10 protein-coding genes are annotated in these 7,742 nt (G+C 35.2%); 5 read left to right on the top strand and 5 right to left on the bottom strand.

Annotation, left to right across the window (positions count from 1 at the left end; translation table 11 throughout):
• Nucleotides 1-290: 290 nt before the first annotated feature.
• Both ubiG and D5R40_RS28255 read right to left on the bottom strand, forming a co-directional pair.
• Nucleotides 291-1,127 (bottom strand): bifunctional 2-polyprenyl-6-hydroxyphenol methylase/3-demethylubiquinol 3-O-methyltransferase UbiG, encoded by an 837-nt coding sequence (ubiG, locus tag D5R40_RS28260; RefSeq protein WP_124147669.1) that lies wholly within the window; start codon nt 1,125-1,127, stop codon nt 291-293.
• A 308-nt stretch (nt 1,128-1,435) separates the two neighbouring features.
• Nucleotides 1,436-1,885 carry a tetratricopeptide repeat protein gene (locus D5R40_RS28255; protein WP_124155543.1) on the bottom strand — a complete coding sequence of 150 codons (450 nt, stop codon included), beginning with the start codon at nt 1,883-1,885 and terminating at the stop codon, nt 1,436-1,438.
• Between the two features lie 727 nt (nt 1,886-2,612).
• On the opposite strand from D5R40_RS28255, the gene D5R40_RS28250 reads away from it, so the two are divergent.
• Nucleotides 2,613-3,344 carry a TIGR04283 family arsenosugar biosynthesis glycosyltransferase gene (locus D5R40_RS28250; protein ID WP_124147667.1) on the top strand — a complete coding sequence of 244 codons (732 nt, stop codon included), beginning with the start codon at nt 2,613-2,615 and terminating at the stop codon, nt 3,342-3,344.
• Between the two features lie 196 nt (nt 3,345-3,540).
• Here D5R40_RS28250 and D5R40_RS34205 read toward each other — a convergent pair whose 3' ends face one another.
• Nucleotides 3,541-3,705 carry a hypothetical protein gene (locus tag D5R40_RS34205; RefSeq protein ID WP_161564747.1) on the bottom strand — a complete coding sequence of 55 codons (165 nt, stop codon included), beginning with the start codon at nt 3,703-3,705 and terminating at the stop codon, nt 3,541-3,543.
• 226 nt (nt 3,706-3,931) lie between these two features.
• Complete coding sequence (locus D5R40_RS43565) at nt 3,932-4,324, bottom strand: hypothetical protein (protein WP_240039197.1); 393 nt, start codon at nt 4,322-4,324, stop codon at nt 3,932-3,934.
• 259 nt (nt 4,325-4,583) lie between these two features.
• On the opposite strand from D5R40_RS43565, the gene D5R40_RS28235 reads away from it, so the two are divergent.
• The 3 genes from D5R40_RS28235 to D5R40_RS28230 all read left to right on the top strand — a co-directional run bounded on the left by D5R40_RS28235 (nt 4,584) and on the right by D5R40_RS28230 (nt 6,379).
• Nucleotides 4,584-5,486 carry a hypothetical protein gene (locus D5R40_RS28235; RefSeq protein ID WP_124147664.1) on the top strand — a complete coding sequence of 301 codons (903 nt, stop codon included), beginning with the start codon at nt 4,584-4,586 and terminating at the stop codon, nt 5,484-5,486.
• 43 nt (nt 5,487-5,529) lie between these two features.
• Nucleotides 5,530-5,670 (top strand): hypothetical protein, encoded by a 141-nt coding sequence (locus D5R40_RS36295; RefSeq protein WP_161565089.1) that lies wholly within the window; start codon nt 5,530-5,532, stop codon nt 5,668-5,670.
• A gap of 100 nt (nt 5,671-5,770) precedes the next feature.
• The gene (locus tag D5R40_RS28230) at nt 5,771-6,379 is read left to right on the top strand and encodes an Npun_F5749 family FMN-dependent PPOX-type flavoprotein (RefSeq protein WP_124147663.1); all 609 of its coding nucleotides are present in this window, start codon (nt 5,771-5,773) and stop codon (nt 6,377-6,379) included.
• Between the two features lie 31 nt (nt 6,380-6,410).
• On the opposite strand, the gene cysE is transcribed toward D5R40_RS28230, so the two are convergent.
• Nucleotides 6,411-7,118, bottom strand: a complete 708-nt coding sequence (gene cysE, locus D5R40_RS28225) for a serine O-acetyltransferase (RefSeq protein WP_124147662.1) — start codon at nt 7,116-7,118, stop codon at nt 6,411-6,413.
• A 90-nt stretch (nt 7,119-7,208) separates the two neighbouring features.
• On the opposite strand from cysE, the gene D5R40_RS36290 reads away from it, so the two are divergent.
• Entirely contained in the window at nt 7,209-7,367 is a 159-nt protein-coding gene (locus tag D5R40_RS36290) for a hypothetical protein (RefSeq protein WP_161564746.1), read from the top strand.
• The last annotated feature ends 375 nt before the right edge of the window (nt 7,368-7,742 follow it).

Below are 7,742 nucleotides of genomic sequence, written 5' to 3'. Positions count from 1 at the left end.
TAATTATTAATTATTAATTATTAATTATTAATTATTAATTATTAATTATTAATTAAAGTACAGTTATTTACTTTTGTTGTACTACTTAAGAGAGATCATAATCTAGATAGACTAAAAAATCAACTATTTGAGTTTACTAATTTATCTGGTAGTCCTGCATAGTAATGGTAAAGATATATATTTTTTAATTTCTCCTACACTCCCCACATTCCCCTCCTGGGAGGGGTTAGGCGTGGGTTCCCACACTCCCAAAACTCTCTCTAGCATTACTATACACCACCACCATTCATCTATGGAGTTTCCTTATTTTTCAAAGCCTTACCAATATACATAATTGACATATCATCATTAATATTAATTTGAAAAGAGCCAGTTTTTCGATATAACTGATAGTTAATAAAATTTGTTTTCCAGACTTGAATTAACTTCCGAATAAATATTTGTAACGACTTATCAAACTTGAGATTTTTTCTTAAAGTATTCAACTCTCCCAAGACAAAACCTATTTCTCCAAACAAATCAAAACCTTTCATTTCAACTTCAACAAAATCCAAAGATAACATCAACTCTTTCAACTCTTCTGGCAGAATAAATTTATCCCAATTATGAACCCCCTGGGGAATTAATCGTAATAAATTTTCCATCAACCAAATCATCATAAATCGAGATTGAAAATTACGATTTATCGTGTCATATAAAAAAATACCACCAGGTTTCAACACTCTATATATTTCTGAAACAACTTGACGATAATCAGAAACGTGTTCCAAAACATCCACACAAATAACAACATCAAAAGTATTATTTTCATAAGGCAAACTTTCAGCAATCCCAATTTTATAGTTAATATCCAGACTATTTTCACCGCTATGTTTTTGAGCAACTTCTATACATTTTGCCGACGAGTCAATACCATAAATTATTGCACCTCTCTTGGCCATAAATTCACAAGAAAAACCACCCCCACAACCCACATCCAAAACCTTTAATCCTTGCCAATGAGGAACATATCTATCGAAAAATTTAAACCTTGGTTGATTAAGATAATAAAGTGCATAAATTTTGGCATTTTTATCCCACCATTGATTAGCACTTAAGTCATAAAACTCTAGGTCATTTTTTTTCATTGTTATTAGGCATATTCAGAAAATAGGGATTAGGGAGTAGGGGAAAATTTTTGATTTATATAGTGCGATAATTAATTTAATTTTTTATTATCACCAGATGTCTCTTATATTTATTCATTAATTTTCAGAAAGAATTAATAAAAATTAGGAAAGCGATCGCTACACCTCTTCAGATCAATAATATATCTAACTTAACCTCGCCGTACATTCTAGAATTAACCTTTGATTTTCAATAGCATAAGGCTGAACTTCTAAAGCCTTTTTAAAAGCTAAAATAGCTTCTCGATATTTTAGCTTTTAAAAAGGCTTTAGAAGTTCAACCTTTGATTTTCAATAGCATAAGGCTGAACTTCTAAAGCCTTTTTAAAAGCTAAAATAGCTTCTCGATATTTTCCCAATGCAGCATAACATAATCCTAAACCATGCAAAGCACCAAAATGAAAAGGAATAATTTTCACTACCATCTCACAATCTTTTATCGCCTTTCTATACTCTCCTAAAGTGTAATAAAGAACCGCTCTTCGATTCCAAGCTTCTGCAAAATCAGGTAAATCTTCAACTAATTTATTCAAAACTGCTTCTGCCTTAGCAACTTCTCCAACTTGCAGCAAATTTTCTGAGCTTCTAATTGCTTCTAAACCAGCAACACCTTTTTGTTCAAACCAAATCCGCCATAACTCACCCGTAGCTTTATTTCTAATTAATTCATCAGGATTTTTCAAGTCTTCTAGTAATTCTCTAATTGATGATTTATCCATAATATTAATAATCTTAATAATTGCTAATTGGCAAGGTTATCAAACAGTTTAATTCCTTGATGGAATAGCTATGAATGTAGAACTCGTATATGGAATTACTAATACCGTTTCACTAAAGTCAAAAGTCAAAAGCGAGTGCTAATTGGCGAGATTTCCTCAGAATTTAAGACGCACTCAAGACAGTCATAAGTCAAAAGTAAGATTTTAAGTACTTAAAATCTCTACTCTACAGTAATTTTAGTTTATTATTTGACTTAATTAGTTACCAACTATTTGTGACATTTTTTAAGTGAAATGGTATAACTACTAAATCTTATCATAATTTATCAAAATAATTGGGTTGCGTAACCCCGCCTTTTAAGGCGAAATATTTTTGGAGGCTTGCTCAAATCCCCGTTACAAAAACAACTTCTGACTTCTGACTTCTGACTTCTGACTTCTTTAAATACTTGCTATAATCTGACTTTTGATTGTACTGTTAGTTTACTTGACGTAGGTATTTCAGCTATATACTTACCACTTGTTCTATCCTAGAGAATTAAACTCCTTCTGACTTCTGACTTCTGACTTTTTACTTCTTACCGAGAAATTGTGGGTATGTGCCTCCCCTTTTAAGGGGAAAAAAGAAAAAAAAATTTTACTTTTAGTCAATCCTATCCGTTTTCAAGGAGAGGTAATAATTAATAATTAATTATTAATTGTTGAATTCTTCCTTCTTACTTAATTTATGCCCAATATTTCTATCATTATTCCTACCTTTAATGAAGCAGCTTATTTATCGCGTACCCTCAATAATCTTTCTGTACTTACTCCTCCAGCAAAAGAAATATTAGTAGTAGATAGTTACAGCGAAGACGATACAGTTTCTATTGCTCTCTCCTTTGGAGTTTCTGTCATTTATTCTCCTCAACGCGGACGTTCTATTCAAATGAATTTAGGTGCCCAAAAAGCAACAGGAGAAATTCTCTGTTTTCTTCACGCTGATACTATAGTGCCTAATGACTTGATTTCTATAATTTCCCAAACTTTGGCAAATCCAAATATTGTTTGTGGTGGATTTATTTCTATTATGTGTAATGCCAAAACTACTCGCTGGAGTATTGCCTTACATAACTATCTCAAAACTTTTTATGCTCCCCTAATTTTTCGCCCTCATCTATTTTTTAAAGGTTTGCGGATTTTGTTTGGAGACCAAGTAATTTTCTGTCGTCGTACAGATTTCTGGAAAGTTGATGGTTTTAATATTAATCTACCAATTATGGAAGATGCTGACTTATGTCTCAAGTTAGTTAAACATGGACGAATTTCTTTAGTAAATCGCTTTGTATATACTAGCGATCGCCGTGTAGCTAAGTGGGGAATTTTCAAAGCAAATTTTATCTATTTATTTATTGGTTTTTTATGGGGTTTTGGTGTCTCACCAACTTTTCTGAAACGTTTCTATCAAGATATTCGTTAAGAGACTGTTTATCAAAAAATACCGACCACATTACTGCGATCGGCTTCTTTGACTCTTTATTCTTCTTTGGTATTTGCTTTTAATTCCGCCTTCATCAACTCCAAAGCTTCAATCTCTTTAGCACATTTGACTATTTGTTCGTTGTACCAAGTAAAACAATTTTCAGCTTCTCTTTTCCTATCTTCCCAGGAGTTGATTAGGCGATCGAGAATTTTCCCAATTGTTCCACAGAAGAAAAGTTTAATTGAATCTCCCCTCTTCCAATTTTCTCCAGTAGAGCTGACCGACTCAAGCCCAGTTTTTTCGCTTGTTCCATCAACCCCTGTGCTGCTTCCGGTGTCACGCTGACTGAAAGTCCCATCTTGTACTGTCCGTGTTCCTTATGTTTGCTTTTCGGCATTCTCGTTTTCCATGATTTTCTTTTCTATATAGGATAGGACGATCTATATAAAATATTCTATATTTAATCTTGACAAACTTATAATTTTCTATATAGAATACTCTGGCAAACAAAAAACTGGCTTATGTATAATTTTTGACATAAAAAAAATACCGACCACATTACTGCGATCGGCTTCTTTGACTCTTTATTCTTCTTCGTTTGGGTCTTCCTCTTTGGCAGATTCGAGGAGATGAACCAACTCAACTTCTAAAGAGCGCATCTCCTCAAATACTTTAGATTTATGGGTATGATTTTCGATTAGCCGCTGTTCTAATCTTTTGCCATGTTCCTCTACATATTCTAGGTGTATAGACTGAAGAGTCCTTAAGCGGTCAAGAATTCCCCCAACAGTTGTTTTTGAGACCGTAATTCGGCCTCCTTTGTCCATAGCTCTATTAACTCGCTTTGACTGATTCCTAAAGCTGCTGATATTTGCTTCAAACGCTTCTTGGTTGTAGGGGTTACGGTTAAATGAATGCTGGCCTTCTTTTCCTGATGGATTGATTTTCTCGGCATTATATTTACTGCTTTTTTTCATTTTACATTCGTGAATAAATTTTACTCAAAACTCTTGACGTTTTTATTGTACGAACGTATTATATAAATAATCAATTAACAGACGTTATATTTTCAGGAGGTGAAGTCTAACAAAGCAGTCCAAACAGTTAAAACCTAATGCTTAACTGACATAGCCTTTAAATTTCTCAGTGACTATCTAATGGATATCTTTTGGGGTGAGGCAATAATGCTGCTAACTTCACCCCTTTCTAAGTAACCTAACTTTTTCTTACTTTTTTATGATTGGAAATTTATATGACCACAAATTCGAGACTCCTTTCAATAACCCAGAACTTCCCAACTGGGCAGATGGATATCTAGATAAATTTTGCGATTTGTTTTGGGACAATACCTGGAAAGAAGGCGATGAAGCGATCGCTTCTCTGGAAATAGATATGCTGGCCGACAGATATGCCTATATCAAAGAGGGCATGGCTTTGAGGGCTTTTCAAATTTATAAATTGTATAAAAATTTGGGGTATAAAACCTTCAAAGAGTATTGCCTTAAAGGCTTGAAAAAATCGGTCTATTACGTCAAACGAGTCATTAAAGCTGCTCAAATATCTTGGTCATTGATGCTGGAAGGATTTACCGAATTGCCAGACAACGTATCTCAAGCCCAAAAATTAGCCAGTTCTGCCAGTCAAGTTAGTGAGGAAGTTGATGAGACAGTGAGCTGTTGGCAAGAGGTTCTGGGTAAGGCAAAGCAAGAATCCAAACCCATTACAGCAAATTACATAGAAACTACTATTACTGGGGAAACTATACCGCCCCTCGCTACAGCAAAACTACCCAGAGACGTTTGGGATAAGTTAAAAGCTCAGGCCAAACAACAGGGAGTCAAGCCTGAAAAATTATTAGAAGATATTGTGGGGAATTATTTGGACCCAAAACAAGACTCTGACCCAGAGACTGAAGTAGAATCCGAGCCAGATTCTATAGACAAATCAAAAATCTCTATCTCTAAAACACCTAAGATTAAAGCCTGGGAAAAAGATTTACAGGATTTAGTCCAGGAAAAATATACTAACGAGGTTAACTACGACACAACCACAAACAGTTCCGCAATACCGGAAATTTTTCAATCAGATAGGGATATCTCCTCTGCCAGTAGAGGCCAAGTATGGCGACCTCCGACTTAAGGCCACTGGGAAAAAAACTTACTCCGATCATACTTATAAGAAATTGCCAATAATTCAGGCGTTCGCGGAGCGTGGCGTCAGCCATATTGCTCAATCGGAAAAGTCTCAACCAAAATCAAAACCACAGGCGATAGTTAATGTTGCTTCGGCCTTGGCCAAGTTAGAAAAAAGTTCCAGCACTTAAGACTTAATTTAGCGATCAGGTTATTTTCCCGGAGCGATCACCACATAATTAAAATTTAAGGATTAGTTAAACACAGAAAAAGCAAAAATAGCCAATAATCATGGAATTTCTTAACTTAGTAGAAGCAGAAAAACTAGCACCTTGGCGATCGCCCTTAGCCAGAGCTTTACATAGAAACCGAAGTCTAACTTATGCCCGTTATGTCCAATTAGCAACAGTCACTGCTGAAGGCCAACCCAAAAATCGTACCATCGTATTCCGAGGTTTTTTAGAAGAAACCAATCAGCTAAAATTCATCACTGACAGTCGTAGCAATAAAGTAGAACAAATCGAAAAAAATCCCTGGGCCGAAATCTGTTGGTACTTTCCCAAAACTAGAGAACAATTTCGCCTCACTGGGAAACTCTACCTAATCAAAGCAAATAATCCTGATCCTAAACTTGCTCAAGTCAGAGAAACAACATGGCAAGAAATTTCAGACAATGCTAGACAGCAATTTACTTGGCCTAATCCTGGAGAAAGTAAAGTAGAAATCGGTGCCTTTGAATTGTCCCCACCAAATCCTGCCTATCCCCTATCAAACTTTTATCTATTATTACTAAATCCAACAAAAGTCGAGCATCTAGAACTCAAAGGAGAGCCACAAAATCGTTGGCTTTATCAAATTGATAACTCTAAAACTTGGTCTACTCAAGATATAAATCCTTAAATTCCTTAGCCATAAAAAAATCTTGAATTGCTTAGTCTTGGGGATGACAGCTAGCATAATTAGCAGAAGATGCAGCGTCAGACTTAAGCACAATACACTGTGATAATTTACCTTGTAAATTTTCCACCTGTTGTTCAAGAGAATCAATTCGATCCACCAAAGCACGAATAACCTCAGCCTCAGAATCAGGCAAACTACCATGCTCTAAAGGATTTACCTTAACTCCAGAACGATATACAACTCTCCCAGGCACTCCCACAACAGTACAGTTAGAAGGAACATCCTTAAGTACTACCGATCCTGCACCAATACGAACATTATTACCAATATTAATATTACCAAGAACCTTGGCACCCCCACCAATAACCACATTCTCACCCAAAGTAGGATGCCGTTTGCCAGTTTCTTTGCCAGTACCACCCAGAGTTACTCCTTGGTAAATTAGGCAATAGTTTCCGACAATAGCAGTCTCTCCAATAACTACACCCATACCATGGTCAATAAAAACTCCTTGGCCCACAACAGCTCCTGGATGAATTTCAACCCCAGTCAAAAAACGGCCTATGTGGGAAATTAAACGAGGCAGGAAAGGAATTTTCAGACCGTACAAACCATGAGCTAGGCGATGAAATATTAAAGCCTGAAGACCAGGGTAGCAAGTAAGAACTTCCAACCAGTTACGAGCTGCAGGGTCTCTATCAAAGATAATTCGGAAGTCAGTTAGAAGGGTATTAAACACGAGAATTTACCATCTTTGCTTGAGCAGATCATTTAACATTATACTTAAGGGTGAATCAAATAAGTTGTTCAATTTTTTTCGGAAAATACTATGTCGTTATTCTTGATAACTGTGGTATTGTTCTTCAGTTGGTTATTCACTTCTATCTTTGTCTTGGAACCAATGGACTTCATGCAATGGCTGCATATTCCTCGATGGTTATTTCTGTCAATAATATTGTTAGTTGTTTCTTGGTGTTTAGGAGATTAATTATCGTCATTTATTGATGACTTTATTCTGATTATGGAATTGCATATTAGATATCAAGGATTTTCACTACATTTTGCTTTTGATGAAGCTCTAAGATCCAGTCTCATTAATTAGATGTCATAAAAATGCTTTTCTCTATTGTCTTTATTATTTCTCAAAATTATTCCTATTTTTTACTCTGTTATCCATGCTCCGGTATCCCTAACAATTTTTTTATTTGTAGGTATTTAAAAAAGAGGCATGATATAGCAATTAGATTCAACTCTTCATATTTTTTCTGTTATTATACCTCTTCCAATTTTAAAACTAAAAATTAATTGAAGAAGGAGACAGGAGACAGCTATACTGGAGACAGGAGGAAAATTACATGGGGAT

The organism is Okeania hirsuta (assembly GCF_003838195.1).
Classification (GTDB): Bacteria; Cyanobacteriota; Cyanobacteriia; order Cyanobacteriales; family Microcoleaceae; genus Okeania; species Okeania hirsuta.
Note: the sequence above shows the minus strand (reverse complement) of the source record. Positions and strands in the feature narration are given on the sequence as shown.

What these genes read in the sequence shown, in the direction of transcription:
- D5R40_RS28235 (WP_124147664.1), top strand. Translation starts at nt 4,584, where the DNA reads ATGATTGGAAATTTATATGACCACAAATTCGAGACTCCTTTCAATAAC.
- D5R40_RS43565 (WP_240039197.1), bottom strand. Translation starts at nt 4,324, where the DNA reads ATGAAAAAAAGCAGTAAATATAATGCCGAGAAAATCAATCCATCAGGA.
- D5R40_RS28230 (WP_124147663.1), top strand. Translation starts at nt 5,771, where the DNA reads ATGGAATTTCTTAACTTAGTAGAAGCAGAAAAACTAGCACCTTGGCGA.
- D5R40_RS28250 (WP_124147667.1), top strand. Translation starts at nt 2,613, where the DNA reads ATGCCCAATATTTCTATCATTATTCCTACCTTTAATGAAGCAGCTTAT.
- D5R40_RS36290 (WP_161564746.1), top strand. Translation starts at nt 7,209, where the DNA reads ATGTCGTTATTCTTGATAACTGTGGTATTGTTCTTCAGTTGGTTATTC.
- ubiG (WP_124147669.1), bottom strand. Translation starts at nt 1,127, where the DNA reads ATGAAAAAAAATGACCTAGAGTTTTATGACTTAAGTGCTAATCAATGG.
- D5R40_RS28255 (WP_124155543.1), bottom strand. Translation starts at nt 1,885, where the DNA reads ATGGATAAATCATCAATTAGAGAATTACTAGAAGACTTGAAAAATCCT.
- D5R40_RS34205 (WP_161564747.1), bottom strand. Translation starts at nt 3,705, where the DNA reads ATGGGACTTTCAGTCAGCGTGACACCGGAAGCAGCACAGGGGTTGATG.